This is a genomic window from Pseudomonas sp. GL_103, from assembly GCF_057835175.1.
On record NZ_CM174420.1, the window covers coordinates 81,586 to 107,487 of the forward strand.

At 59.2% G+C, this 25,902-nt stretch carries 28 protein-coding genes; 10 read left to right on the forward strand and 18 right to left on the reverse strand.

Features of this window, described 5'->3' with window-relative positions; genetic code table 11:
- Positions 1-5: 5 nt before the first annotated feature.
- Entirely contained in the window at positions 6-1,796 is a 1,791-nt protein-coding gene (locus AC3IP0_RS00405) for a KinB sensor domain-containing domain (protein WP_489317823.1), read from the reverse strand.
- Between the two features lie 10 nt (positions 1,797-1,806).
- Positions 1,807-3,153, reverse strand: coding sequence for a sigma-54-dependent response regulator transcription factor AlgB (gene algB / locus AC3IP0_RS00410; RefSeq protein WP_489317824.1), 1,347 nt, complete (start codon positions 3,151-3,153; stop codon positions 1,807-1,809).
- Between the two features lie 438 nt (positions 3,154-3,591).
- On the opposite strand from algB, the gene AC3IP0_RS00415 reads away from it, so the two are divergent.
- The 4 genes from AC3IP0_RS00415 (at position 3,592) to AC3IP0_RS00430 (ending at position 7,722) form a co-directional block, all read left to right on the forward strand.
- Positions 3,592-3,879 (forward strand): hypothetical protein, encoded by a 288-nt coding sequence (locus AC3IP0_RS00415; protein ID WP_489326412.1) that lies wholly within the window; start codon positions 3,592-3,594, stop codon positions 3,877-3,879.
- A gap of 71 nt (positions 3,880-3,950) precedes the next feature.
- Complete coding sequence (locus tag AC3IP0_RS00420) at positions 3,951-4,115, forward strand: DUF1328 domain-containing protein (protein WP_003177151.1); 165 nt, start codon at positions 3,951-3,953, stop codon at positions 4,113-4,115.
- Positions 4,116-4,955: 840 nt separating this feature from the next.
- Positions 4,956-6,287, forward strand: coding sequence for a glutamate/aspartate:proton symporter GltP (gltP, locus tag AC3IP0_RS00425; RefSeq protein ID WP_347909943.1), 1,332 nt, complete (start codon positions 4,956-4,958; stop codon positions 6,285-6,287).
- 205 nt (positions 6,288-6,492) lie between these two features.
- A complete protein-coding gene (locus AC3IP0_RS00430) occupies positions 6,493-7,722 on the forward strand; it encodes a nucleoside recognition domain-containing protein (RefSeq protein ID WP_489317826.1) in 1,230 nt (409 codons plus the stop codon).
- Here AC3IP0_RS00430 and AC3IP0_RS00435 read toward each other — a convergent pair.
- Positions 7,704-8,801 carry an aminopeptidase gene (locus AC3IP0_RS00435; RefSeq protein WP_489317827.1) on the reverse strand — a complete coding sequence of 366 codons (1,098 nt, stop codon included), beginning with the start codon at positions 8,799-8,801 and terminating at the stop codon, positions 7,704-7,706. The genes AC3IP0_RS00430 and AC3IP0_RS00435 overlap by 19 nt on opposite strands.
- Before the next feature lie 59 nt (positions 8,802-8,860).
- On the opposite strand from AC3IP0_RS00435, the gene AC3IP0_RS00440 reads away from it, so the two are divergent.
- Positions 8,861-9,283 (forward strand): PA0061/PA0062 family lipoprotein, encoded by a 423-nt coding sequence (locus tag AC3IP0_RS00440; RefSeq protein ID WP_489317828.1) that lies wholly within the window; start codon positions 8,861-8,863, stop codon positions 9,281-9,283.
- Between the two features lie 40 nt (positions 9,284-9,323).
- Complete coding sequence (locus AC3IP0_RS00445) at positions 9,324-9,743, forward strand: PA0061/PA0062 family lipoprotein (protein ID WP_489317829.1); 420 nt, start codon at positions 9,324-9,326, stop codon at positions 9,741-9,743.
- Between the two features lie 4 nt (positions 9,744-9,747).
- Here the strand turns inward: AC3IP0_RS00445 and AC3IP0_RS00450 are convergent, their stop codons facing one another.
- Entirely contained in the window at positions 9,748-9,981 is a 234-nt protein-coding gene (locus AC3IP0_RS00450; protein WP_046042657.1) for a DUF1161 domain-containing protein, read from the reverse strand.
- Between the two features lie 391 nt (positions 9,982-10,372).
- On the opposite strand from AC3IP0_RS00450, the gene AC3IP0_RS00455 reads away from it, so the two are divergent.
- Positions 10,373-11,374, forward strand: coding sequence for an LLM class flavin-dependent oxidoreductase (locus tag AC3IP0_RS00455; RefSeq protein ID WP_489317830.1), 1,002 nt, complete (start codon positions 10,373-10,375; stop codon positions 11,372-11,374).
- Between the two features lie 68 nt (positions 11,375-11,442).
- Here the strand turns inward: AC3IP0_RS00455 and AC3IP0_RS00460 are convergent, their stop codons facing one another.
- Entirely contained in the window at positions 11,443-11,664 is a 222-nt protein-coding gene (locus tag AC3IP0_RS00460) for a DUF1161 domain-containing protein (RefSeq protein ID WP_008045869.1), read from the reverse strand.
- A 121-nt stretch (positions 11,665-11,785) separates the two neighbouring features.
- Complete coding sequence (locus tag AC3IP0_RS00465; protein ID WP_008045871.1) at positions 11,786-12,001, reverse strand: dodecin; 216 nt, start codon at positions 11,999-12,001, stop codon at positions 11,786-11,788.
- 157 nt (positions 12,002-12,158) lie between these two features.
- Between AC3IP0_RS00465 and AC3IP0_RS00470 the strand changes: the two genes are divergently transcribed.
- Complete coding sequence (locus AC3IP0_RS00470; RefSeq protein ID WP_007969764.1) at positions 12,159-12,482, forward strand: ElaB/YgaM/YqjD family protein; 324 nt, start codon at positions 12,159-12,161, stop codon at positions 12,480-12,482.
- Here the strand turns inward: AC3IP0_RS00470 and AC3IP0_RS00475 are convergent.
- Complete coding sequence (locus AC3IP0_RS00475; RefSeq protein ID WP_489317831.1) at positions 12,479-13,372, reverse strand: LysR family transcriptional regulator; 894 nt, start codon at positions 13,370-13,372, stop codon at positions 12,479-12,481. The genes AC3IP0_RS00470 and AC3IP0_RS00475 overlap by 4 nt on opposite strands.
- Before the next feature lie 124 nt (positions 13,373-13,496).
- On the opposite strand from AC3IP0_RS00475, the gene trpB reads away from it, so the two are divergent.
- Together trpB and trpA are read left to right on the forward strand one after the other, a co-directional pair.
- The gene (gene trpB, locus AC3IP0_RS00480) at positions 13,497-14,717 is read left to right on the forward strand and encodes a tryptophan synthase subunit beta (protein WP_008002146.1); all 1,221 of its coding nucleotides are present in this window, start codon (positions 13,497-13,499) and stop codon (positions 14,715-14,717) included.
- Positions 14,717-15,529 (forward strand): tryptophan synthase subunit alpha, encoded by an 813-nt coding sequence (gene trpA / locus AC3IP0_RS00485; RefSeq protein ID WP_489326414.1) that lies wholly within the window; start codon positions 14,717-14,719, stop codon positions 15,527-15,529. Before trpB ends, trpA begins: the two co-directional genes overlap by 1 nt.
- A 63-nt stretch (positions 15,530-15,592) precedes the next feature.
- On the opposite strand, the gene AC3IP0_RS00490 is transcribed toward trpA, so the two are convergent.
- The 11 genes from AC3IP0_RS00490 to AC3IP0_RS00540 form a co-directional block, all read right to left on the reverse strand.
- A complete protein-coding gene (locus AC3IP0_RS00490) occupies positions 15,593-17,554 on the reverse strand; it encodes a DUF7844 domain-containing protein (RefSeq protein ID WP_489326416.1) in 1,962 nt (653 codons plus the stop codon).
- Complete coding sequence (locus tag AC3IP0_RS00495; protein ID WP_057712574.1) at positions 17,551-17,871, reverse strand: DUF2388 domain-containing protein; 321 nt, start codon at positions 17,869-17,871, stop codon at positions 17,551-17,553. The genes AC3IP0_RS00490 and AC3IP0_RS00495 overlap by 4 nt, the downstream gene beginning before the upstream one ends.
- Before the next feature lie 28 nt (positions 17,872-17,899).
- Positions 17,900-18,217 carry a DUF2388 domain-containing protein gene (locus AC3IP0_RS00500; protein ID WP_489317834.1) on the reverse strand — a complete coding sequence of 106 codons (318 nt, stop codon included), beginning with the start codon at positions 18,215-18,217 and terminating at the stop codon, positions 17,900-17,902.
- A 105-nt stretch (positions 18,218-18,322) separates the two neighbouring features.
- Positions 18,323-18,640 (reverse strand): DUF2388 domain-containing protein, encoded by a 318-nt coding sequence (locus AC3IP0_RS00505; protein WP_489326418.1) that lies wholly within the window; start codon positions 18,638-18,640, stop codon positions 18,323-18,325.
- Positions 18,641-18,782: 142 nt separating this feature from the next.
- Complete coding sequence (locus AC3IP0_RS00510) at positions 18,783-18,992, reverse strand: DUF1127 domain-containing protein (protein WP_489317836.1); 210 nt, start codon at positions 18,990-18,992, stop codon at positions 18,783-18,785.
- Positions 18,993-19,249: 257 nt separating this feature from the next.
- Positions 19,250-19,465, reverse strand: a complete 216-nt coding sequence (locus AC3IP0_RS00515; RefSeq protein WP_108218709.1) for a DUF1127 domain-containing protein — start codon at positions 19,463-19,465, stop codon at positions 19,250-19,252.
- Positions 19,466-19,784: 319 nt separating this feature from the next.
- Positions 19,785-21,278, reverse strand: coding sequence for a succinyl-CoA:acetate CoA-transferase ScpC (gene scpC / locus AC3IP0_RS00520; RefSeq protein WP_489317837.1), 1,494 nt, complete (start codon positions 21,276-21,278; stop codon positions 19,785-19,787).
- 213 nt (positions 21,279-21,491) lie between these two features.
- Complete coding sequence (locus tag AC3IP0_RS00525; protein ID WP_489326419.1) at positions 21,492-22,928, reverse strand: NAD(P)(+) transhydrogenase (Re/Si-specific) subunit beta; 1,437 nt, start codon at positions 22,926-22,928, stop codon at positions 21,492-21,494.
- The gene (locus tag AC3IP0_RS00530) at positions 22,925-23,281 is read right to left on the reverse strand and encodes an NAD(P) transhydrogenase subunit alpha part 2 (RefSeq protein ID WP_008047189.1); all 357 of its coding nucleotides are present in this window, start codon (positions 23,279-23,281) and stop codon (positions 22,925-22,927) included. Before AC3IP0_RS00530 ends, AC3IP0_RS00525 begins: the two co-directional genes overlap by 4 nt.
- Before the next feature lie 11 nt (positions 23,282-23,292).
- Positions 23,293-24,414 carry a Re/Si-specific NAD(P)(+) transhydrogenase subunit alpha gene (locus AC3IP0_RS00535; RefSeq protein ID WP_489317839.1) on the reverse strand — a complete coding sequence of 374 codons (1,122 nt, stop codon included), beginning with the start codon at positions 24,412-24,414 and terminating at the stop codon, positions 23,293-23,295.
- Between the two features lie 435 nt (positions 24,415-24,849).
- The gene (locus AC3IP0_RS00540; protein ID WP_150753713.1) at positions 24,850-25,749 is read right to left on the reverse strand and encodes a LysR family transcriptional regulator; all 900 of its coding nucleotides are present in this window, start codon (positions 25,747-25,749) and stop codon (positions 24,850-24,852) included.
- Positions 25,750-25,902 lie beyond the last annotated feature (153 nt).

A 25,902-nucleotide genomic window follows, 5' to 3' on the forward strand; every position in this document is an offset into this window, starting at 1 on the left:
GTGACCTAAACGATCAGCGTCATATAGAACTGAGTACCCTGCCCCGGCCGTGAATAGACGCCTATCCGCCCGCCATGCAATTGCACGATTTCCTTGCACAAGGCCAGTCCGAGTCCGGCCCCGCCTTTCTTGCGTCCAACCTGCACGAAGGGCTCGAAGATCCGCCCCTGCTGACCGTAGGCAATGCCTTCGCCGTTGTCTTCGACGCTGATGATGACCCGGTCACCGTGGCGCCGGGCCTGCAAGCGTATCCGCCCGCCGGATCCGGTGTGGCGCAAGGCGTTGTCGAGCAAGTTGTCGAGTACCCGGTCCAGTTGTGGCTGGTCGGCCTGCAACCGCGGCAAAGGCCCCTGCACTTCCACCAGCAGATCGATTTCCTGCGCTTCGGCCGATGCGGCGAAGCGTGACCGAGCCTGTTCCAGCAACGCCTCAATGGAACACGGTGCCAGGGTGAGTTTCTGCAAACCGTTCTGGTAGCGGGAGAAATTCAGCAGGTCATTGATCAACTGCATCAGCCGCTGCATCTCTTCATTCACGGTATCGAGCAGGTCGGCTTCCCGGGAATCCGGGGCAAAGTGCGCGCGCTCACGGAACAATCCGAAGGCCATGTGCATGCCGGTGACCGGTGTGCGCAATTCATGGGAGGCGCGCAATACAAATTCGCTGCGTACCCGTTCGAAGGCACGTTGTTCCGTAACGTCATGCAGCACCATCACGGCACCCAGAATATGGCCCTGGGTGTGGCTGACCGGGGTCAGGCTGTAGGTCAGCAGTCGCGACTCGCCATCGACTTCGACACTCAAGTCTTCCGGCGCCCGCTCCAGCGTGCCGCCGCGCAGCACCAGTTGCAGCTGCTCATCGAGCTCGGGGCGCTCCAGCGCCGCGCCCAACCCCTGACCCAGACGATCGGACTCCCAGCCCAACTGACGCTGGGCTACAGGGTTAAGGTGTTCCAGATGGCCCTGACGGTCGATCATCAGCAGTCCGTCGTCGATGCTGTCGAGCACGGCCTGCAAACGCTGCTGACCGGCCAGCAGCTCATCGACGTTGGTGGCCTGATGTTCACGCAGTGCCTGGGCCATGATCCCGAAACGCCGGGTCAGCTGGTTCAGTTCCATTGCCGAAGAAATCGGCAGGGTGACATCGAAATTGCCCTGGCCGATATTGTCCGCCGCCTTGGCCAAGGCCTCGATGGGTTCTCCGAAACGCCGGGCGATGGCTTGCGCGGTCACGAAGCCGATGATCAGCACCGCCAGCCCCACCAGGCCAAGCAACCCGGCAATCAGCAGTGCCTGCTCCCGGGCCTGGCGCTCGGTATCGCTGATGTTATCCAGCGCGCGCTTGTGCTCGGCGATCAGGCCATTGCGTAGCGCATTGAATTTTTCCGTCAGGTTGTCGTGGCTGCTGAGTACATTCGACGGGTTCGGGGACGATTCATAAGCCTGGATAAAGCTCTCGTAGTCGGCCTTGGCTTTTCTGAAGCCGTGCTCGCTTGCGGTTTCCGTCGGCTCTTGGGCGATGCCTTCCTCCAGCAGTTCGAAGTAATGCTGCTTTGAGGCGGCGAAAGCGGCGGAGTCAGGCTTTTCGCTGAGCATGATGATCAGTTGATCACCCAGGGTCTGACGCAGCTTTAGCCCCAGGTCCAGGGTGATGAAGTTACTGCGGATCAGTGCTTCCTGGCTGCCGGCCATCTGCATCACGCTGACCAGCCCGAGCAAGAGCCCGAGCAACGCGACGGTGATCAGTGCGGAGATACTCAGGAAAAGCCGGGTCCGCAATTTCATCGCCAGTTTCATCGGCGATTGCTCACAGGTTGTACTGCTTGCGTTTGCGGTACAGCGTCGAGGCGTCGATGCCCAGGGTTTTCGCCGCTTGATCCAGGGTGTCGGCGGTGGCGAGGACCGCGCCGATGTGGGCCTTTTCCAGCTCCTCCAGGCTCAGTGCCGCGCCGATGCGCGGTGCATTGTTGACCGGGGTTTCGGCCATGCCCAGATGACTGATCTCGACCCGCTCCTGCGGACAGATGATGCTCGCCCGCTCGATCACGTTGCGCAGCTCACGGATGTTGCCCGGCCAGCGATAGCCCAGCAGTGCTTCCCGGGCCTCGTCGCTGAAGGCGCGCGCGGGACGGGCGTACTCCTTGACGAAGCGCGCCAGGAAACGGTCGGCCAGGTTGAGAATATCTTCGCGGCGTTCGCGTAGCGGTGGCAGGTGCAAGGTAATGACATTCAGGCGATAGAGCAGGTCTTCACGGAAGCGACCGTCGCGCACCATGTCCTCAAGGTTGAGGTTGGTGGCCGCCAGGATGCGCACATCGGCACGGCGGGTCACCGGATCACCGACGCGCTCATATTCCTTGTCCTGAATAAAACGCAGCAACTTCGGCTGCAACGTCAGGGGAAAGTCGCCGATCTCGTCGAGAAACAGCGTTCCGCCGTCAGCCTGGTTGACTCGCCCCAAGGTGCTTTCGCTGGCACCGGTGAAGGCGCCGCGGCTGTGGCCGAATAATTCGCTTTCCATGAGCTCGGTGGTCAGCGACGGGCAGTTGATCGTGACGCAGGATTTCTTCGCGCGTTTGCTCCAGCCGTGAATGGCTTGGGACAGTTCGCCCTTGCCGGTACCGGATTCACCCAGAATCAGGATATTGGCATCGGTCGTGGCAACCTGGCGGGCGGTTTCGAGTACCACTTTCATGGCCGGGCTGTGGGAGTCCAGACCATCCTTGGGCTTGCGCACCTCGCCTTCCAGGGCTTCCAGTCGCGCCGACAGTTGCCGCACTTCCAGTTGCTTGGCGGTTGCCAGCCGCAATTGGTCGGGGCTGCACGGCTTGACCAGATAGTCGGCGGCACCGGCCTGAATCGCATCCACCGCGGTGTCGACGGCTGAGTGCGCAGTGACGATCACTACCCGCATCCAGGGCGCCTGGATACGCATCTGGGCCAGCACATCGAGGCCGTTGTCTTCACCCAGACGCAAATCGAGGAAGCACAGGTCGAAGACCTGCCGCTGCAACAAGGCTTCTGCCTGCGCGGCGCTGGTGGCAGTGGCCACGCTGTAGCCTTCGTCTTCGAGGCAATAACGGAAAGTACGCAGGATGGCGGACTCATCATCCACCAGCAGAATGCGGCCTTGATGCTCAGTGGCGGATTCCATTTTCCTACGCTCCTTAATGAATGATCTTAATTTAGTCTCGGAGAAATCGGGCAAGTTGCATGATTGATTCTGAGCCATTCCTGTCATGGCAGGGTAGCTCTCATCCGACGTATCGGTTAGCCACCTGATTTTGCGGGTCTTTGAATAGATAGCCGGTCTCTGCCAGCGGCCAGCGTGAATTTCAGACCTGCGCACCCTCCTCTCAATTCAAAAAATTTACGCCTTCATTCAAACCCATCGTGCAATACGCACGACAGCGCAGGTGGCATCGTGCAGGATGCGCGCGGAGTGATTTCTTTGATGAACATAAGATATTGATATTTAAGGTAATTTATTCGAATAGAAGCTGGCATGCGCTCTGCAATTGTCTGGTTAACCAGGGCACCCAAAAACAAGCGCCCGCTATCGAATACCGACCCCAGTGGTAGGAGCTCCAGGATGAACCGTCAACGTGCCGCCCACCTGCACCTCTGGCCTGTGCATATCCAGCAAGGACTGTTTGCTGTTCTGGCGCTGTTGATCACCCTGATCGGCGGCCAGCAGTTTCTGCGCTGGGAGCAGAGCCAGCAGCCGGAAGCGCCACGCCTGTCGATTCCGCATCCGGTCCAAACCCACTTCAGTGCTGTCAGCAGCGGTCAGGCCGATAGCACCCCGATGCGCATGATGGATGTCGACCAGGCCGGGCCTGTGGGTGAGATACGTCATCAAGAGCGTTGGGTGTTCTAGACAAAACTTCCGCCGCACCTCATGCGCCGGGAAACGCAGCACCTCTAAACAGAAGCGTAAGGAGAATCACCATGTTGAGCTGGGCAATCACATTCCTGATCATCGCCATCATCGCCGCTGTTCTGGGCTTCGGTGGTATCGCGGGCACCGCCACGGGTATCGCCAAGATTCTGTTTGTCGTGTTCCTGGTGATGTTCATTGCCTCCTTCTTCTTTGGCCGTCGCGGTCGAGGCTGAAATGAGAGGGTTGTTCAAGACACTGGCAGCCGCCCTGATGTTGGGCGGTAGTGCCATGGCATGCGGGCTGGCGTTTCCCCGACATGCCTGACCTGCGCATGCAGGGCTTGATGACAGGACAGAATTTGTACACGAAGGAGGCCACAGCGCCTCTTTCCACCTGCGCCACCTGAGGAAGGCCGGCGCATGACCAAGGGGGCGGGACGTTCTGCCTGTTTCAGGGGCGGAGTGACCTACGGGTACAGGGAGTACCTGCGCAAGGGCCGGGTCAGGAAAAGCTACTGCGCAAGTTCGTCGGACCGCCAAGGCTCGACGGGCTTGCGAAGGGCTTGATCACGCAACACATTGAAATAGAGCGCTCGTCCCGATTTCATCACTGTTTTCTCGTTCTTGTCCTTGTTACGTCGGAAAATACTTTTCCCGGTGTTTCACCAGCGACCGTATATCGAGAAAAATCACCCTTCTTTGGCCGCGATTTTTCCCTTCGTTCGGCGGGATTTTGCTGAAAAATCAACGCTCGGCCACTGCTCAAAAAACATTCAATCTGCTCTGTGATGGCCGGTTCACGGCACTTATGTCTGCCGAAATGTCGTATTCGAACCGGTTGGGACGCGCGTTTCGCTAAAAAAACCTCATGCCGATTCGGCATAGGGTAGGCGTTTACGGCATTAGACGGCGCTCCCTTGCATCGGAATAGTTGCGCCTTTTTTCGCCTGCCAGAGAGCCGTAAACACGCGCTCCGGGGCACCTTATACGGGGGGCAGATGCACTGGACTTTTTCGCCACAAGCGTTCCAGTTCGCGCATCTCCCTGAGTCAAACAACAAGTAAGGGTAAAGATATGAAGAAGGCAAAGCTTAGCCTCGCCTGGCAGATCCTCATCGGTCTGGTATTGGGGATTGCAATCGGTGCGCTGCTCAACCATTTCAGTGCCGAAAAAGCCTGGTGGATCAGCAACGTCCTGCAACCGGCAGGCGATATCTTTATCCGTCTGATCAAGATGATCGTGATCCCGATCGTCATCTCCTCTTTGATCGTCGGCATTGCCGGCGTCGGTGACGCCAAGAAACTGGGGCGCATCGGCTTCAAGACCATCATTTACTTCGAAATCGTCACCACCATCGCCATCGTGGTCGGTCTGCTGCTGGCCAACCTGTTCCATCCGGGTGCCGGCATCGACATGAGCACCCTGGGCACTGTGGACATTTCCAAGTACCAGGCCACGGCGGCCGAGGTTCAGCATGAACACGCGTTCATCGAAACCATCCTCAACCTGATCCCGTCGAACATCTTCGCGGCCATGGTTCGCGGCGAAATGCTGCCGATCATCTTCTTTTCTGTATTGTTCGGTCTCGGTTTGTCGAGCCTGCAGGCGGACCTGCGCGAGCCGCTGGTGAAGATGTTCCAGGGCGTATCGGAAAGCATGTTCAAGGTCACTCACATGATCATGAACTACGCTCCGATCGGCGTGTTCGCACTGATCGCGGTGACCGTTGCCAACTTCGGCTTCGCGTCGTTGATCCCGCTGGCCAAACTGGTGATCCTGGTTTACGTCGCCATCGCCTTCTTCGCTTTCGTGATCCTGGGCCTGATCGCTCGCCTGTTCGGCTTCTCGGTGATCAAGCTGATGCGCATCTTCAAGGATGAGCTGGTACTGGCCTACTCCACCGCCAGCTCCGAAACCGTGCTGCCGCGCGTGATCGAGAAGATGGAAGCCTACGGCGCGCCGAAAGCCATTTGCAGCTTCGTGGTGCCGACCGGTTACTCGTTCAACCTTGACGGTTCGACCCTGTACCAAAGCATCGCGGCAATCTTCATTGCCCAGCTGTATGGCATCGATCTGTCGATCAGCCAGCAACTGCTGCTGGTACTGACCTTGATGGTCACCTCCAAAGGTATCGCCGGCGTACCGGGCGTTTCCTTCGTGGTACTGCTGGCCACCCTGGGCAGCGTCGGTATTCCTCTGGAAGGCCTGGCGTTCATCGCTGGTGTCGACCGCGTCATGGACATGGCCCGTACCGCACTGAACGTGATCGGCAACGCCCTGGCTGTTCTGGTTATCGCTCGTTGGGAAGGCATGTACGACGACGCCAAGGGCCAGCGCTACTGGAACTCCCTGCCGCACTGGCGCAGCAAGGAAAAACTGCCGGCGGGTGAAATTTCCAAGAGCTGATGCAATACCCCTTGTGGGAGCGGGCTTGCTCGCGAAGGCGTCATGTCAGCCAGTTCAATGCTGAATGACACACCGCTTTCGCGAGCAAGCCCGCTCCCACATTGGAGTTGTGCAGGCAGTAACAAAAAAACCCCGGAGAAATCCGGGGTTTGTCGTTTCTGGCCACCCCGCTATCATTCGCGGATCTTTTTGGGGGATTTGACTGATGCTCAATGGCCTGTGGCTTGGCTTCTTCATCGTGGCAGCCGTATCGGCGCTGGCCCAGTGGCTGATTGGCGGCAACGCCGGGATATTCGCGGCGATGGTGGAAAGCATTTTTGCCATGGCCAAGCTGTCGGTCGAAGTCATGGTGCTGCTGTTTGGCACCCTCACTCTCTGGCTGGGTTTTCTGCGCATTGCCGAGAAAGCCGGCATCGTCGAATGGCTAGCCAAGGCCCTGGGACCACTGTTCTTGCGCCTGATGCCCGAAGTCCCGCCGGGTCATCCGGCCATCGGCCTGATCACCCTGAACTTCGCCGCCAATGGCCTGGGCCTGGACAACGCCGCCACGCCGATCGGCCTCAAGGCCATGAAAGCGCTGCAAGAACTCAATCCCAGCGCTACCGTCGCCAGCAACGCACAGATCCTGTTCCTGGTGCTCAACGCCTCCTCGCTGACCCTGCTGCCGGTGACGATCTTCATGTATCGCGCCCAGCAAGGTGCGCCGGACCCGACGCTGGTGTTCCTGCCGATCCTGCTGGCGACCAGTTGCTCAACCATTGTCGGCTTTCTGTCGGTGGCATTCATGCAGCGGTTGCGCATCTGGGACCCGGTGGTGCTGGCCTACCTGATCCCCGGCTCCCTCGCCCTCGGTGGCTTCATGGCGTTGCTGGCGACCCTTTCGGCGACCGCGCTGGCCGGCCTGTCGTCGATCCTCGGCAACGTGACGCTGTTTGGCCTGATCATGCTGTTTTTACTGATCGGCGCGCTGCGCAAAGTGAAGGTCTACGAGGCTTTCGTTGAAGGAGCCAAAGAGGGTTTCGACGTCGCCAAGAACCTGCTGCCCTACCTGGTGGCGATGCTCTGCGCGGTGGGTGTCCTGCGGGCATCCGGGGCACTGGACTTCGGTCTGGACGGGATCCGTCATCTGGTGGAATGGGCCGGTTGGGACACGCGTTTCGTCGATGCGCTGCCGACGGCGATGGTCAAACCCTTCTCCGGTAGCGCCGCCCGGGCGATGCTGATTGAAACCATGAAGACCTCGGGCGTGGACAGCTTCCCGGCGCTGGTGGCGGCAACGATCCAGGGCAGTACCGAAACGACCTTCTATGTCCTGGCGGTGTACTTCGGCGCCGTGGGCATCCAGCGTGCACGCCATGCCGTCGGTTGTGCATTGCTGGCCGAGCTTGCCGGGGTGCTGGGTGCGATCGGGGTTTGCTACTGGTTCTTTGGTTGATCGGCTCCGTCAGCCAAAGCCTTCAGCGCGGCCTTGCGCTCGTCCGTCGGCAAGGCGCCAAGCTTTTCCACGGCGGCGTAAAATGTTAGCCAGTCGCCATTCTCCTGATGGAACAGCGCGGCAAAAGCCGGCACCCATTGGTCGTACAAGCCAAACGGCAATAGCCGGGCATTGTTCATGGGGGCATAGATCCAGGCGTCGTAGCGTTTGTCTGCGGCCCACTGACTGTCGCGCAATTGCCGGTATTCGCTGCGCAAGCGCTCGAACTCGACCGCCTTGCGCTGGCGCATTTGTCCGGACGGCAACGGCAGGGTGTAGAGCTTTTCCAGGCGGGCGCGGGTCTTGAGCACCAACTCAGTGAACTGTTCGCGCTGACGTGCCTGCGCATTGTTGTCCGGTGGCAGGTGGCGGTAGGCGCGCCATTGGCGAGTACCTTCCTGCTCGACGAAGGTGGCGAAGGATTCGTTGAACTCCGTGTCGTCCTTCACATAGAAACGCTGATGGGCCAGCTCGTGAAAGATCAACGTGGCCAGTCGCTCATCCCCCCACCCCATCATCGAGCTGATGATCGGGTCGTTGAACCAGCCGAGTGTCGAATAGGCCTCGACGCCGCCAATCGACACGTCCATGCCTTGCAAGCGTTGCAAAGCAGCTGCGCCGCGGGCTGCGCTCTGGCTGTAGTAACCGCGATAGGCCACGCAACCGGCAATGGGGAAGCAGTGGTTTACGGGCTTGAGGGAAAATTCCGGCGTGGCGAAGACATTCCAGACGACGAAGGGACGCCCAATGTCCGCGTACAAGCGGTAACTCTGGTTATCCGGCAGGTGCAATTGCTGGCTGGCGAACGTCCGGGCCTTTTGCGATTGCTCCAGGTGTGTACGCAGTTTTTGATCGCGCGCCGGGTCGGCAATCACGCTGGAAACAGGCTCCCTGGCCCGCAGCAACTGCAGTTGGCCGCTGGCCAGTTGACTGTAATAGCTGGCGCTGGTGCAGCCGTTGAGCAACAAAAACAACAGGCTCGGAAACAAAACGCGAAAAACGCGATCAAGTAACCCAAGGCTAGGAAGCGGCCTGATCACAATAATTCTTCCTTGGAGAGTCTTTCCGCAAGACTATCCCGCCTGAATGGAGCTCCGCTATGCGCATGTTGATACTGACAGGAGGCCTGCTGATGCTGGCCGGCTGTGCTGGTTTTGGGATACCCCGCCATGATCCCGCGCAAGCCTGGATCGACCTGGACTCGAAGCAAGAAGATACGGCGCTGCAGGCGCTGGAGGTCGATGACAGGATCACCGACGATAAACGCTATTTCCAGGTTCATCCCGGTAGCCATGAATTGACGGTCCGCTACCAATTCGCGGTCCAGCCCACCAATATCGGCCCAGACGCCGAGCCGTTGTGGCGCGATTGCCAGTTGAACGTGAAATTCAGCGACTTCAACGCGGGTGAGCGTTATCAGCTACAGGCGGGGAACATCGGCTTTCGGCCTTGGGCGAAACTCTACGATCAACAGCACAAAGTGATTGGTCACGGCACGCCGGCAGGCTGTCAACACACCTGATCGGCGTTATGCTGGATGTATATCCCTTGGGACATCCATCATGCGCAGGTTGATGCTGTTACTCGCCATCGCTGTTGTCGCGGGCTGTCAAAGCCCGATGCCGACACCCAATCCAAAAATGGCTTGGGTCGAGTTCTCGACGCCCTTCCCTAACGACAAGTTATTGATGGCCGAACGACTGGATAAACAACGCCTGCGCGACGGGCGTTTTTTCGAGGTCACGCCGGGTAGCCATGAACTGATCGTGCGTTTCGACTTTGAAGTACCCGGTGGCGGATTGGGCATGATGGGCGGCCCTTCTGAGCGGCTGTGCTACCTGACCATCAAATACGATCATTTCGAAGCCGGCCAGCGTTATGTGCTCGAAGGCCGCTCCATTGCATTTACCCCCGGCGCCCGGCTGTACAACGCCAAGCGCGAAATCGTTGCTGAAGACCGGGAATCCTACTGCCTGATGTGAGCGGTCAGCGGTCGTTCTTCTGGTAGATGATTTTCCTGGTACCGTTTTCGCACGAACCAACGACCATGTTTTGATCGTGTACCTCGTCGTTGGTGACGATTTCAAGCGTGTAGGAAGTGACGCCGCTGGCCTGGATCTTGGCTTCGATCTCGGCCTTGAGCTCTTCGCAGGGTTTCGGCGCCGCGAGGGCCGAGGTGGCCAGTGCGCAACAGATAACCGCCAGGGCAAAACGTTTCATGGTTGAAGCTCCTTTGAGGCAGCACGCACAATCGTGGTTTTCGCTGCTGTCGTTTATTCGACCACAGTTTTAGCGGGCAAATCTGTCGCGCCGCAAAAAAGATCGCAGACTTGAGCACCATCTACCGAATGATCCCGGCAGGTTGCGCAAGGCTGCGATCTTTTGTTTTCAACGAAAATCTAGCCGACCAGTGTGGCCTCCAGGCTGATCTTCGCATTCAGCTCTTTGGACACCGGGCAGCCCTGTCCGATCAATCCGCTTTTTTCGAGGGATTTTTTACCGGGCTATTGAAACTCGGGTATATGCCCTCATTGCATGAATCACGCTTTTGGATTCGGCAGGTTTGCGTTCGCAAGAACAAACCTGCGCCCTCAATTGGAGAAGCAGGTTTATGAAACGACTGTCCGATATCAAGTTCTCGACCCTCGATCTGGTGCCTGTGCGCGAGAACGGCAGCGCGGCCCAGTCGCTGCGCAACTCGCTGGACCTGGCGCAGCACGTCGAGAAGTTCGGTTACAACCGCTTCTGGGTGGCTGAGCACCACAACATGGATGGCATCGCCAGTTCCGCGACTTCGGTGCTGCTCGGTTATCTGGCCGGTGGTACGTCGAGCATTCGAGTCGGTTCGGGCGGGGTGATGTTGCCCAACCACGCACCGTTGGTGATTGCCGAGCAGTTCGGCACCTTGGAAAGCCTTTATCCGGGCCGGATCGATCTGGGCCTGGGGCGCGCCCCCGGGTCCGACCAGATGACCGCACGCGCGTTGCGCCGCGAACGCTCCGGCAGCGCCGACGATTTCCCGGAAGATGTGGCGGAACTGGTGCGCTACCTCGGGCCGCGTACCCCGGACCAACGCATCATCGCGATGCCGGGAACCGGGACCAATGTGCCGGTCTGGTTGTTGGGATCGAGCCTGTTCAGTGCGCAATTGGCCGGTGAGCGCGGTTTGCCCTACGCCTTCGCCTCGCATTTCGCACCGCGCTACATGCATGAAGCGATTCGGGTCTACCGCAATCACTTCAAACCGTCGGCCGTTTTGGACAAGCCCTACGTGATGCTCGGTGTGCCACTGGTGGCAGCCGATACCGACGAGCAGGCCGATTACCTGGCGACCTCGGTGTTCCAGCGGATTCTCGCCCTGATGCGTGGCCAAAGCCTGGTACAGCGTCCGCCCGTGAAGACCATGGACGGCCTGTGGCTGCCCCATGAGAAAGATGCCGTGCATGATTTCCTTGGCCTGGCCATGATCGGCAGCCCGCAGAAAATCCGCGCCAAACTCGAGGTCCTGATCGAACAGACCCAGGCCGACGAGCTGATTTTCACCTGTGACCTGTACGAACATGCCGATCGCGTGCATTCCTACGAGCTGCTGGCGCAGGTCATGCGGGGTTGATGCTCAAACGGCGGGCATAAAAAAGCCGGCGCCATGGCGTCGGCTTTTTCATTCGGGCGAGAATCGGCCTACTTTTTATAGACGATCACTTTGGCGCCCGCTTCGCATTTGCCAACAACTTTCCCGCCGGCAGCGGCACCTTTGTCGACAATCTCCAGCGAATAACCGGAAACGCCCTTGGCATCAAGTTTCGCTGCGATTTCGGCTTTCAGCTCTTCGCATGGCTTGCCGCCCGCCAATGCGCTCCCCGCAAGGCTCAACAAGCCTACTGCCAACATAAACTTCTTCATCGGTTGCATTCCCTGGTCGGATCATAGGGGTAACCAGCCGTCAGCCGGACGCACTCATATAGTGCTTTGCCATTCCCTATGGCATTCGACCGGCGTGCAAGTTCAGAAGACTAGCCCAAAGTCAGCTGCTGGCAATCCGGAACCCGACTTTCAAGGTCACCTGAAAGTGCGCAGCCTTGCCGTCCCTGATGTGCCCACGGGTCTCGGTCACTTCAAACCATTCCATGTACTTGATGCTTTTGCTGGCCTCGGCCAGCGCGTTGTTGATCGCATCTTCGATACTGCTGGTGGACGAGCCGATCAGCTCGACTTTCTTGTAGGTGTGATGGTCAGACATGGCGTTCTCCTCGGCGTATGAATTACAGACTAGCAGTGATTTTTCCTATTTCTTCTGTTGGTCGTTCTGAGGGTGAAGTTCAGATTTTCTGCACTTTCTCGAACCCATGAAGTCCCAACCAACACACGCCACTCATCACCAATGCAGGAGAGCCACCATGGCCAACACCTCGTTACGCAAAGCCTCATTGCAAAGCATGGAAGCCGAGATCGAGAGTCTGCTCAAGTCTTTGGAAAGCCTGAAGGACGACGCCTCGGACGAGTCGCGTAAAACCCTCAAGACCCTGAAAAGCAACGCCGAGAATGCCTTGAAGCATTCGCGCCATCTGCTTGCCGATGCTTATGAAGAGGTCAAGGTCAAAACCCGCGAAACCGGGATTGCCACCCGGGACTACGCCCAGGAACACCCCTGGACTACAGCCGGTGTCGCCGTGGGCGCATTGGGCCTGCTGGCCGCTTATCTGTTGTGCAAGCGTGATTAATCCGCTCGACGCAATTCGTTCTTGAGCCACTGCGCCAGTTGCCGGGCGCGCCCGTCCGCGGCGCGCTTGGGTAGCCACAACGCCAGTTGCGCCGGGGTTTCACTGAAGCCCCAAGGCGCAACCAGGCGGCCGGCCTTCAAGTCCTCCGTCACCAAAGGTTCGGGGGCAATCGCCACGCCCAGGCCCGCGACGGCGGCTTCCAGCAAGTAATACAAATGTTCAAATCCCTGGCCGTACTTCAATGCCCTGGCGTCGAGCCCGCGTGGTTGCGCCCAGTTCGGCCAGGCTTGCGGGCGTGAGGTGGTGTGCAGCAAGGGTTCGCTCAACAGTGCGGTTTCCGGCGCCTGCTTGAGTCGTTCATAGCCGGCGAACCGAGGGCTCATGACCGGGCCGATACGTTCGCTGGCCAGCTCAAAAACCTGCATGTCCGCGGGCCAGGGTGGCTCGGCAAATACCAGCAAGGCATCCAGCCCCGGTCTTCGCGGATCCAGATCGCCTTCTCCGGCCGACAGGTGCAGGCGTAAGTCCGGCAGGTCGGCATTGAGCCGCCCCAGTCGCGGGATAAACCAGCGCGCCAGCAGGCTTCCCGAGCAACCGAGCACGAATGGCGCATCGGCTGTGCTTTGTGTGAGTTCGGCGCACACGCTGCGCAGGCGCTCGAAGGCTTCGCTGCTGGCGTCACGCAGGCGTAACCCGGCATCTGTGAGTTTCAGGCCGCGACCGTCCTTGATGAACAGGCTAACGCCCAGATGCTCCTCCAGCACTTTCAATTGCCGGCTGACCGCGCCGTGGGTGACGTGCAACTGCTCAGCGGCCTGACTGACGCTGTTCAGGCGGGCAGTGGCTTCAAAGGCGCGAAGCGCGTTTAGCGGAGGAAGGTCATGGCTCATGGGATCTGTGAGTTTTCCTGACAGGTTGCGGCGATCTTATCGGTTTTCAGCTCGGGACGTCAGGGGTAGAGTGAAGCCCACTATCTCTTTATGCATCACTTCACGCATTCAACTGGAGCGCCAAATGACCCAGACAAATCTGCGCAACGGCCCTGACGCCAACGGCCTGTTTGGCGCGTTCGGTGGCCGCTACGTTGCCGAAACCCTGATGCCGTTGATCCTCGACCTGGCCCGCGAATATGAGTTGGCCAAGGAAGATCCTGCATTCAAGGAAGAACTGGCCTACTTCCAGCGCGACTACGTCGGACGTCCAAGCCCACTGTACTTCGCCGAGCGTCTGACCGAGTTTTGCGGCGGTGCGAAGATCTACCTCAAGCGTGAAGAGCTGAACCACACCGGCGCGCACAAGATCAACAACTGCATCGGCCAGATCCTGCTGGCGCGGCGCATGGGTAAAAAGCGCATCATCGCCGAGACCGGCGCCGGCATGCACGGTGTGGCCACGGCCACCGTCGCTGCGCGTTTCGGTCTGGATTGCGTGATCTACATGGGCACCACTGACATCGAGCGTCAGCAGGCCAACGTGTTCCGTATGAAGTTGCTGGGCGCCGAAGTGATCCCGGTGGTAGCCGGTACCGGCACGCTGAAAGACGCGATGAACGAAGCCTTGCGTGACTGGGTGACCAACGTCGACAGCACCTTCTACCTGATCGGCACCGTGGCCGGTCCGCACCCTTACCCGGCAATGGTTCGCGACTTCCAGGCGGTGATCGGCAAGGAAACCCGTGAGCAGCTGCAAGCCCAGGAAGGTCGCCTGCCAGACAGCCTGGTGGCGTGCATCGGCGGTGGTTCCAACGCCATGGGCCTGTTCCACCCATTCCTCGACGACAAGAGTGTCGAGATCATCGGCGTCGAAGCCGCCGGTTACGGCATCGAGACCGGCAAGCATGCGGCCAGCCTCAATGGCGGCGTACCCGGTGTGTTGCACGGCAACCGCACCTTCCTGCTGCAGGACGACGATGGCCAGATCATCGATGCCCACTCGATCTCCGCTGGCCTGGACTACCCGGGCATCGGCCCGGAACACGCCTGGTTGCACGACATTGGCCGCGTTCAGTACACCTCGGTGACCGACGACGAAGCCCTCGCTGCATTCCACCAGTGCTGTCGCCTGGAAGGGATCATCCCTGCCCTGGAAAGCGCCCATGCCCTGGCTGAAGTATTCAAGCGCGCACCGACCTTGCCAAAGGATCACCTGATGGTGGTCAACCTGTCCGGCCGTGGCGACAAAGACATGCAGACCGTGATGCACCACATGGAACAATCCAAGCAGGAGAAACACTGATGAGCCGCCTGCAAACGCGTTTTGCCGAACTCAAGGAACAGAACCGCGCCGCCCTGGTGACCTTCGTGACCGCTGGCGACCCGAGCTACGACACCTCTCTGGCAATCCTCAAGGGCTTGCCAGCGGCTGGTGCCGACGTGATCGAGCTGGGCATGCCCTTCACCGACCCGATGGCTGACGGCCCGGCAATCCAGCTCGCCAACATCCGTGCGTTGGGTGCCAAGCAGAATCTGGCGAAAACCCTGCAAATGGTTCGCGAGTTCCGCCAGGACAACAACGAAACGCCGCTGGTGCTGATGGGTTACTTCAACCCGATTCATATGTACGGCGTACCGCGCTTCATCGCCGAAGCCAAGGAAGCCGGCGTTGACGGCCTGATCGTGGTCGACCTGCCGCCCGAGCATAACGGCGAGCTGTGCGACCCGGCGCAGGCCGCGGGCCTGGACTTCATTCGCCTGACCACGCCAACCACCGACGATGTACGCCTGCCGACCGTTCTCAACGGCAGCTCCGGTTTCGTCTACTACGTCTCGGTGGCCGGTGTGACCGGCGCCGGCGCCGCCACGCTGGAACACGTCGAAGAAGCGGTCGCCCGTCTGCGCCGTCATACAGACCTGCCGATCAGCATCGGTTTCGGTATCCGGACTCCGGAACAGGCCGCGTCCATCGCGCGTCTGGCCGACGGTGTTGTGGTGGGCTCGGCGTTGATCGATCACATCGCCAATGCCACCTCCCCGGAACAAGCCGTGGATGGCGTGCTGAGCCTGTGCTCGGCGTTGGCCGAAGGCGTGCGTAAGGCCCGCGTCAGCTGAAGGTAAAGCACCTAAACGCTGTAAACCTTGTGGGAGCAAGCTCGCTCCCACAAGGTTGCGGTATCAAGGCAACTCTATCCCGCCTGATGCCTTGTGCAGTTTGCGCAGGTGCTCACCAATCTGCTTCACGTTGGCCTCGTTGGCAGCCATTTCGGCGGCGCGACCCGGTTCAAGCAGCGCTCTCACTTCCTTGTCCAGATCCCCGGACAGCGCCAGGAGCTGTTTCTGGCGCTGGCTGCTTTCCGATTCCAGATGCTGCCATTCGCTCGGTTGTGGCAACCCGTAACCCGCGGTCCCCAGCAGCTCTGCCGGGCGGCTGAGGAAGCCGCTGTTGGCGAGAATCTGCTTCAGCGTCTCGTTGGCTTTGTCCATGCCGCCGTTTTTCAGCTCCCGAGCGCCCAGATAGCGTTGCTTCACTTCGTCCTGGGCCAGCAACATCTGTCGACGGAAACTCGCCTGTTCCAGCAGCAGCAATGCTGCGCTGGTACGCAAATCAGCCTGTTCAAACCATTTCCGCCGCTCTGCGGCTTTCAAATCCAGCCACTCTTCGACAGTTTCCTGTTTGATCGGCATCTGCTTTTTCAACACTTCGAACATCGCTTGGTAGCGATCACGGAAGGAGTCGAAGCGATAACCCAGGCGCAGTGCCTCGCGAGGATCATCCAGCACGCTGGTATCGGCCAGACCACGACCCTTGAGCACTTCGAGCATGCCGTTGGGCATGATGTTGTCCAGGCCAACCAGTTGCGGGTTGTTAGTGCTGCTACGCAGCAGTTTCAATCCCTCTACCGCACAGTTATTGGACAGGAAGAAGTAGTTGCCGTCGTAGCTCCAGTGCATTTCGGCGGCGTGCTCCACCACATCTTCGATCTCGCGGCGCGACAGGTTCAGTGGTACTGAGGCCAGGCTGCGCAATTCGGTCTTGGTGTATTCGTCGATTACCTGGGAAAGCGGCAGGACAAACAGGCGCGACGGGTACTTGCCGACCAGCCCATTCCAGCTCGACATCTGCACATCACCGACAAATGCGCGGTACGACAGCACCAGATGCTGGTCCAGGTCCAGTCGGCAATCCGGTCCGCGAGGCCGGCCCGGTGCGCAAATGACCAGGCGCAACATGCTGTGACCCCAGTAGCTGAACAAGTTCTGGTTAGCCTCGGCCAGCAGGTAGTCGATGGCGTAAACCCGTTCAGGATCGACCTGTCCCAGTGGTGTTTTGGCGAAATCACTGCCGGCATTGAGGAAGGCGACGGTTTTGCCGCAAGCGTTTTTGGCAGCGGGCGCCCAGCCAAAGTGCTCTTTGTAGTAGCGGTACAACGCGGGACGACGGCAGGCGTAGCTCGGATCGAGCAGGAAGTACTCCATATTGACCGCGACGAACTCCTTGGGGCTGCTCGTCTCGTAGATGTCCGGGCTGCGCGCGATCTGCCGGTTGTACTGTTCGCGCTCGCCACGACGGCCGACGTATTGCGGCCAACCGGCGAGGTCGAGCAGGCGTGGATCATCGCTGAGGGTATAGCGGCGGCCGGTCTGGCCACGGCATTGGTCGGGGATGCCGACCAGCCCTGAGCTGCTGTCTTGGCGGGTACAGCGTTGAATCAGTGTGCGCTCCGCCTTTGGCCACAGGCGTGAGCGATCGTAGATGTGAGTCAGTTCGTGCAACACCGTGGCCAGCATTTCCCGGCGCACGGTGCCATGGGGACGATGGGTTTTTTTGGTCGCGGCGCTGCCATCGGTGAGGCCGGCCAGCAGGTTGCGGTTCAGATCGAGTTCGGACACCAGTGTCGCCTGACCGTAGGCATTTCTCGGCATGTCATCGGTCCAGCCGACGTCGATGCGTCGGTCCAGTTGCTCGATGAAGCGTGGCGGCAGTGCCTGCACGGCTTCATCGAGCAAGGCCTGGCTGGCGTGCTGTTGCGCGGGAGTCAGACCTTCGGTCTTGAGCTGTAATTGAAGGCCAGCGTGGGCCGTGTTGCCGAGCAGCAACAGGGCCCCGGCCAGCAGCCAGGCGCCTGGACGCTTCACAGTGCGAGGATGGCTTCGGCGAGATCCTGGTCACTGGCGTCACGAGCTTCCGGCACACGGGTGCGCAGCAAATCGAAGGCGGATTCCAGGTGAGCGCCACGAATGTCGCCATTGCTGGCAACGAAACTGGCGGCGTCGTCCTGGGCTTCGCGCACGATTTTCGAATCGCGAATGGACGTGGTGGTGTCGGAGGTGAAATCTAGGGTGCGCTGGGTAGCACGGATCAGAATATTACTGGTGGCAACCAGAGTATGTGCCTGGGCCACATCGGCCAACAGCAGCAGGCCTAAGGTGGCAGCAATCAGCGGGTTACGCATGGAACGGCTCCAGAAAAGACAGGGATAACTATTGGACGAGAATTGCCTGTGCCAGTTCAAGGTCGCTGGCATGAAGTTTTGCCTGGGTTCGGCGCAGATACCGCAGGGCCGACTCCAGTCGTGAGCCTCTCAGTTGGCCGTCACTGGCAATGAATGCCGCGGCGTCGTCATGGGCCGCGAGCAGCAGTTTATGGTCGAAGGGGGCGGAGGTCACCATGCTTGTGGCATATCCACTGGCCACGATCCCCTGGGTTGACAGGTTAAAGGCGTCGTAAGCGTGGGCTGAGCCTGAACAGGCGGCAGTAATCATGACTGGAGTGATCAACAGATTTGCAAGAAAACGCATGAGACTCGACAGTTAAAAGTGAGTCCCAAGGCTAGCGCAAGGCCCATTCTAGAGCCAGCACGGAAATATTGGGACACGTCGAGCGTGTCCCCGGCCAGAAGTCGATCAGATCGTCAGGATCGCCTGCGCCAGTTGTGCATCGGTTGCATTCAACTGGGGTGCCTGATTACGAATATGGTCGAGCGCACTTTCCAGTTTCACCCCACGGATGGAACCTTCGCTGGCAACGAAGCTGGCGGCGTCGTCACGCGCAGCGAGCACGATCTTGTCATCTTTGAACGAAGACGTGATGTTGGACGTCGCATCGGAGCTGGATTTGAGTGCCCCAACGACTGCGTCGGTGGTCACGATAAAGCTGGTGGCGTGGGAATTTGCAGCTACGGCAAGCAGGGCTGCAGCGCTGAGCAGGCGAAGTCGGGACATGGTGTAACTCCTAGGGTAAGCCGATTGGAAGGTGGCGCAGTGTCTGCAAAGTCAGACGCCAGGCGCTTGGCGCTCGCCACGTTCTAACCTGATATTAGGCCTGAGTGTGTCAGTTCGAACAGCCCGTCATGCAAACAGGCAGTCAGCGCCAGAACGGTTTATCCAATTCATTGATGCGCTCAGCGTGGCTGATGCAAAGATCCGATAGCTGACGATCATCGAGTTGAGCCAGTAAACGTCGTGTTCTCGCCCTTTCCAGATTAGCGAAGAGTCCTGTCAGCAGATCTCTGACCCTGTGCAAGCAAGGTCTTGATCGAATTGATGGGGTGGAAACATCCTGTAAAGAGTTCATGGCGCGGTCCCTGTCCTGATAAGTGGAGGACTCCATGCTGACACCAGTCGAATATCCGCTACAGACACACCGCGACGATATTGTACTCGTCCAGTTAGATGTTTTTGCAAACTGTACTGGTATTTCTGTTTCCCTTCTGTAAGACCGGATTTGACAGGCCAAAACGACAAAGCCCGTCGTGGTTTCCCACGACGGGCTTTGCTTTTCAATTCGGGTTGCTGGCGGTGGACCTTCAGGTCAGAGCCAGCGACGCTAACTTAGCGCCAGAACGGCTTGCTCAGCTCTTCGTAGCGTTGTGCTTCGCTAATCCCGGCGTCAGCCAGCAGACGCGAATCCAGGCGAGCCAGTTGATGGCGGCTGGTGATGCGGCGCTGCCACAGCATCAGGTTGGCGATAACGCGCAGAGGCAGGGAAGCCTGGGTTTTAGCAGCAGTGTCTTGAAAGAACAGATCGGAACTGAGTGTACGTTCCATGGTGGTCATCCTTCCGCTTATGGCGGGATTAGGTAGTGGTTTAACTGGTGCCCATGATCCTCTCGTTTGCCTAGTCTCTGTAGATACAGTTCATCTGTATTGTGAGGGCTCAGTTAACTGTTTGTAGGGGGTGTACTGGTCGAAATTGAGGCAACTGTACCTATCTGCACTATTAAGGTGCGAAATTGCTGTTTTGGCTCGGTAAGGTAGGAGTTTTCCCTAGGAAATGACCGGTACAGCAGTACAGTTTTTTTCATATTTCGAAGAGGCAAGAGCAAGCTGACGAAACTGTGTTTGCGCCAGCTGCTATCTGTACCAATTACTTCTTCAGCATTTGCCCGGTTTCTTCCAGGTTGATGTGCCAGCTCAGAGCATCACGCAGGATGTGCGGGGTGTGCCCGCCGATGGCGCACGCGGCGGTGAAGTAATCATTCAGCGCCTGGCGGTAGTCCGGGTGCACGCACTTGTCGATGATGACCCGGGCACGCTCCCGGGGCGCCAGGCCGCGCAAGTCTGCCAGGCCCACTTCGGTCACGAGGATGTCGACGTCATGTTCGGTGTGGTCAACATGGCTGACCATCGGCACCACGCTGGAGATCGCACCACCCTTGGCGATCGACTTGGTCACGAACACGGACAGGTGCGCGTTGCGCGCGAAGTCGCCCGAGCCACCGATGCCGTTCATCATCCGCGTGCCGCAGACGTGAGTGGAGTTGACGTTGCCGTAGATGTCGAACTCCAGCGCCGTGTTGATGCCGATGATGCCAAGGCGGCGCACGACTTCAGGGTGGTTGGAGATCTCCTGCGGGCGCAGGACCAGTTTGTCCTTGTAGCGCTCCAGATTGCCGAACACGTCGGCATTGCGCCGGCTCGACAGGGTGATCGAACTGCCCGAAGCAAAACTCAGCTTGCCCGCATCGATCAGGTCGAAGGTCGAGTCCTGCAGCACCTCGGAATACATCGTCAGGTCTTCGAACGGCGAGTCGATCAGGCCACACATCACCGAGTTGGCGATGGTGCCGATACCGGCTTGTAGCGGGCCGAGCTTGTTGGTCATGCGCCCGGCTGCCACTTCCTGTTTGAAGAAGTCGATCAGGTGGTCGGCAATGGCTTGGGTCTCGGCGTCCGGTGCCAGCACTGTGGAAGGCGAGTCAGCCTGGTTGGTGACCACGATGGCGACGATTTTTTCCGCTGGAATCGGGATGGCGGTGCTGCCAATACGATCGTCGACCTTGACCAGCGGGATCGGCGTGCGGGTCGGACGGTAGGTCGGAATATAGATGTCGTGCAGACCTTCGAGATTCGGGTTGTGCGCCATGTTGATCTCGACGATCACGTGTTTGGCGAAAATCGCGAAGCTGGCCGAGTTGCCGACCGAGGTGGTTGGCACGATATGCCCTTGCTCGGTGATCGCTACGGCTTCAATCACGGCGATGTCCGGCAGCTTCAATTGCTGGTTGCGCAATTGCTCCACGGTTTCCGACAAGTGCTGGTCGATGAACATGACTTCACCGGCATTGATCGCCTTGCGCAGGGTGCTGTCGACCTGGAACGGCATGCGTCGCGACAACACACCGGCTTCGGTCAACTGCTTGTCGAGGTCGTTGCCCAGACTGGCGCCGGTCATCAGGCTGATCTTCAGCGGCGTGACCTTGGCGCGTTCGGCCAGTGCCTGGGGGACGGCCTTGGCTTCGCCGGCGCGAGTAAAGCCACTCATGCCGACGGTCATGCCGTCCTCAATCAGAGCGGCAGCGTCGGCGGCGCACATCACTTTGTCCAACAACGAAGGCAGGCGAATACGGTCACGGTACATGGATTGTTATCTCGGGCAACAGGTAGCAGGACGTGCAGTCTAGTGAATTGCGCCGGCTTCTGTCCCGCTACCAAGGTCGCAATCGAGGCGTCTATTCCGGGCCTTTCAAGCAAAACACCGTTACCGGATCGGTAACAAAAGGATAGTTTGTCCGACGATTTGCGCAAACAAAAACGCCCCGACGAGTCGGGGCGTTCCGTGTGCCGCAGAGGGTTAGTCGACGGCTTTGACCATGTCCTCGATGACCTTTTTAGCGTCGCCGAACACCATCATGGTTTTGTCCAGGTAGAACAGTTCGTTGTCCAGGCCGGCGTAGCCGCTGGCCATCGAGCGCTTGTTGACGATGATGGTCTTGGCCTTGAACGCTTCGAGGATCGGCATGCCGGCAATCGGCGATTTCGGATCGTTCTTGGCGGCCGGGTTGACCACGTCGTTGGCGCCCAGCACCAGCACCACGTCGGCCTGGCCGAACTCGGAGTTGATGTCGTCCATCTCGAACACCTGGTCGTAAGGCACTTCGGCCTCGGCCAGCAACACGTTCATGTGGCCGGGCATACGACCGGCAACCGGGTGGATCGCATACTTCACGGTCACGCCGCGATGGGTCAGCTTCTCGGTCAGTTCCTTCAGCGCATGCTGTGCCCGCGCTACCGCCAGGCCGTAGCCTGGCACGATGATCACGGTGTCGGCGTTGGTCAGCAGGAAGGTCGCGTCGTCAGCCGAACCGGATTTCACCGGACGGGCTTCTTTCGAACCCGCCGGGCCGGCCGCGTCCGCCGTATTGCCGAAACCGCCGAGCAGTACGTTAAAGAAGGAGCGGTTCATCGCCTTGCACATGATGTACGAGAGGATCGCACCGCTTGAGCCTACCAGCGAACCGGCGATGATCAGCATCGAGTTGTTCAGCGAGAAGCCGATACCCGCCGCTGCCCAGCCGGAGTAGCTGTTGAGCATCGACACGACCACTGGCATGTCCGCGCCACCGATCGGGATGATGATCAGCACGCCGAGCACGAAGGCCAGGGCCAGCATCACGGCGAAAGCGGTGTAGTCACCGGTGAGCATGAAGGTCACGCCCAGGCCCAGTGTGGCCAGGCCCAGCAGCAGGTTCAGCTTGTGCTGACCGCTGAACTGTACCGGTGCACCCTGGAACAGGCGGAACTTGTACTTGCCCGCCAGCTTGCCAAAGGCAATGACAGAGCCGGAGAAGGTGATTGCACCGATGGCGGCACCGAGGAACAGTTCCAGGCGGTTACCGGCCGGGATCGCGTCACCGAGTTGCTTGACGATGCCCAGCGACTGCGGCTCGACCACGGCAGCCACGGCGATGAACACCGCTGCCAGGCCGATCATGCTGTGCATGAAGGCGACCAGTTCGGGCATCTTGGTCATTTCAACGCGTTTGGCCATGATCGTACCGACAGTGCCGCCGATCAACAGGCCGACGATCACGTAGACGATACCGTCCTGGGCCAGTTCGGCACCCAGCTTGTAGATCAGGCCGACCGTGGTGAGGATCGCCAGGCCCATGCCGAGCATGCCGAACAGGTTGCCGCGGCGCGACGTGGTGGGATGCGAGAGACCCTTGAGCGCCTGGATGAAGCAGACCGAGGCGATCAAATACAGGGAAGTAACCAGGTTCATGCTCATGCTTGCTGCACCTCAGCCTTGGCTGCTGCGGCTTTGGCTGCCGGAGCTTTTGCCGGAGCCGCTTTTTTCTTGAACATTTCCAGCATGCGGCGGGTCACCAGGAAGCCACCAAACACGTTGACGGCGGCCAGGGCCACGGCCAGGGTGCCCATGGTCTTGCCCAGCGGGGTCACGGTGAGGGCGGCGGCGAGCATGGCGCCGACGATCACGATGGCCGAGATGGCGTTGGTGACAGCCATCAGTGGCGTGTGCAGTGCAGGTGTAACGTTCCAGACCACGTGGTAACCGACATAGATAGCCAGCACGAAGATGATCAGGTTGTAGATACCGTGAGAGATCAGCATGTCTTCCATTGTTTTTATCCTCAGCCGTTCTTGCGCACGATCTGGCCGTCGCGGCACATCAGGCACGCGGCGACGATATCGTCTTCAAGGTTGATCACCAGTTGTCCTTCTTTATCGAACAACAGTTTCATGAAGTCCAGCAGGTTGCGTGCGTACAGCGCCGAAGCGTCAGCCGCCACGGCGCTGGCCAGGTTGGTCGGGCCAACGATGGTCACGCCATTTTCGACAACCACCTGATCTGCCACGGTCAGCGGGCAGTTGCCGCCCTGGGCTGCCGCGAGATCGATGACCACCGAACCCGGTTTCATCTGGGCCACCGTTTCCGCACTCAACAGGGTTGGTGCCTTGCGGCCCGGAATCAGCGCGGTGGTGATAACGATGTCAGCCTGCTTGGCGCGTTCGTGCACGGCCGCGGCCTGGCGCTGCATCCAGCTGGCCGGCATCGGGCGGGCGTAACCGCCGACACCGACGGCGCATTCACGCTCTTCGTCGGTCTCGTAAGGCACGTCGACGAACTTGGCACCGAGGGATTCGATCTGCTCTTTTACCGCAGGACGCACGTCAGACGCTTCGATCACCGCACCCAGGCGTTTCGCGGTAGCGATGGCCTGCAAACCGGCCACGCCGGCACCGAGGATCAGCACGCGGGCCGCTTTCACGGTGCCTGCAGCGGTCATCAGCATCGGCATGAAGCGAGGGTAGTAGTGAGCGGCCAGCAACACAGCCTTGTAACCGGCGATGTTGGCTTGCGACGACAGCACATCCAGGCTTTGGGCGCGGGAGGTACGAGGCGCGGCTTCCAGGGCAAAGGCGGTAATCCCGCATTCGGCCATTTTGGCGATGGTTTCATTGCTGAACGGATTGAGCATGCCCACCACTACGGTGCCGCTTTTAATCAGCGCCAGCTCGCTGTCGCTGGGCGCGACCACCTTCAAAATCAGCTCTGCACCAAACGCGTCATTGGCGCTGCCAATGGTTGCGCCTGCCGCTTCATAGGCACTGTCGACAACGCTGGCATTGACGCCGGCGCCGCTTTGTACAGTGACCTTATGACCCTGGCTGATCAGCTTCTTGATGGTTTCCGGGGTTGCAGCAACCCGTGTTTCACCGGTCTGGGTTTCGAGAGGAACACCAATGTGCACGTCAAATCTCCTGCGTGATCTTATAGAGTAAACCCATGCACTACGGATGGTGCGGCTGGGGCGGCCGATCAGCACGATCCCGCCAAATCAGGGCGGGGCGCGGCATTTTGCAGGCGAACTTTGTGCCCTTCAAGGGATTATGACGGGTGACGGAAAATTAACTACAAGTCACCCCGTGACCGAATGTCGCAACCAACCGGCTCAATCCCTTGCAGACCGTGCTTTTCAAGGATTCTGGCCGAAATTGAAGAATTTACACATCGGCCGTATGAATGATGCGGCATCGCCTCGAAATAGTGGCGCAAAGCCGCGTCATCAGGCGCTTGTGGGACGTTTGTACGACTTTTCGATACAGTTTGCTGGTATGCGACAAATACGTATATCTGTAGGGCTTTGATATTGCTGACTACGGGGTCAGGTAATCTTTGAGAGCCTTTATCCCTCTAGGCTGTAGCTGTGCGCCTGATTTACCAGCCAGTCACGAAATGCCCTTAAAGACGCGGATTCGACCTTTCGCTCAGGAATCATCAGGTAGTAAGCCTTGATGCTAGACAGTGCTTGCGGGTTGGCGATCACCAGGCGTTTCTCTTTCAACTCCCTTTGAATCAGGAACGGCGGAATCAGGGCAATGCCCATGTCGTGCATGGCTGCCTGGGCGAGCATGGAGAATAGCTCGTAGCGGGGACCTGTCATGTCTCGCGGGACATTCAGGTGCTGAGAGTCGAACCATTGGCGCCAGGCATAGGGGCGGGTGGTTTGTTGCAGGAGAGGTAAGTCGGCGATTTCGCCGGGCGTCAGACTGGTCTTGTTTCCGAGCAGGTTGGGGCTGCAAACGGGCATCGGATTTTCACCCATCAGCCTGTGGGATTCTGTACCCGACCAATCCGCGTCCCCGAAGTAGATGGCGGCATCAAAATCCGTGTCGGCGAACAGGAACGGCCGCGTGCGGTTGGTCAGGTTGACCGTCACTTCCGGGTGTTTCTGCTGGAAATCCTTGAGTCGCGGCAGCAGCCACTGGGTGCCGAAGGTCGGAACTACGGCCAACTCGATCACGTTGGTGCCCTGCTGGCCCATCACGGACAAGGTGTCGCGCTCAACCGCATCGAGTTGAGTGGCCACTCGACGGCTGTAGGAGAGTCCGGCTTCCGTCAGCTTAACCCCGCGCCGCGAGCGTCGGAACAGTTCCACGCTGAGGAACTCTTCAAGGCTGGCGATCTGTCGGCAAATCGCCCCTTGGGTCAGCGACAGTTCCTGGGCGGCCTTGGTGAAGCTCTCGTGGCGCGCCGCGGCCTCGAAGCTGATCAGGGCGGTGGTGCTGGGTATCTTTCTGCGCATGTACGTCAACCTCACTAATACATCGCATAAAGGCTCTTTCGCGACGTTTCGGAGTGAGAAAATAGCACAACTGTATGCAAAATCCTCGTTTGCCGTAGCGCCGATCCGGGCCTAGGATCAGTCCACGTTATTTGACCCGATTCGAGAGGACAC